We start from the raw sequence: 486 nt of genomic DNA, 5'->3' as shown, positions 1-486 counted from the left end.
GATCCAGAAAGCCAAATGATATTTTCTGGACTTGGCAGAGCGGCCGTCATTAAATCATCTGAGCAAGGCAAGGAACGATTCGATATAATCCATCAAGAATGGGAACAGCTCAAGCAGCACATGTTCCATTTTCATGATGAAAAGGAGTTAAAGCAAGCGGCTGTTGGTCCGCTTTTATTTGGAGGATTCTCGTTTGATCCGTATGAAGAGAAGGCGCGTCAGTGGGAAGCATTTGGCGAGGCTCATTCATGCTGACTGTCTCAAAAGAAGGCAGTTTTCTTACGATCAATGAGTGGAAGCAGGTGGATGGGAATGTTCATCAGCTTATTCAGGAATTAGAACAAAAAGCCTCTCGTTTCGAGACATTGCCAGTTCGGACTGGTGGACAAGCTGAACTTGTTCATGTGGAAGAGCTGGATGTGAAGGAATGGATGAAGGCGATCGAAGAAGCGACAGACCACATTCGTGCAAACGAATATGAAAAGG

Annotated in this window: 2 protein-coding genes; both read left to right on the top strand. The window is 45.3% G+C overall.

Annotated elements, in window-relative coordinates; genetic code table 11:
• Window positions 1-255, top strand: a 255-nt coding sequence (locus AC0IXA_RS27150; protein ID WP_471814860.1) for a hypothetical protein, incomplete at its 5' end; no start/stop codon positions are given.
• On the top strand, window positions 249-486 hold a 238-nt coding region (locus tag AC0IXA_RS27145), incomplete at its 3' end, for a hypothetical protein (RefSeq protein WP_471814859.1). The genes AC0IXA_RS27150 and AC0IXA_RS27145, both read left to right, overlap by 7 nt.

The sequence above is a fragment of the Pseudomonas sp. AC083 genome (assembly GCF_979253165.1).
The sequence above is the reverse complement of the archived record's forward strand: the minus strand, read 5'-3'. Positions and strand labels throughout refer to the sequence as shown.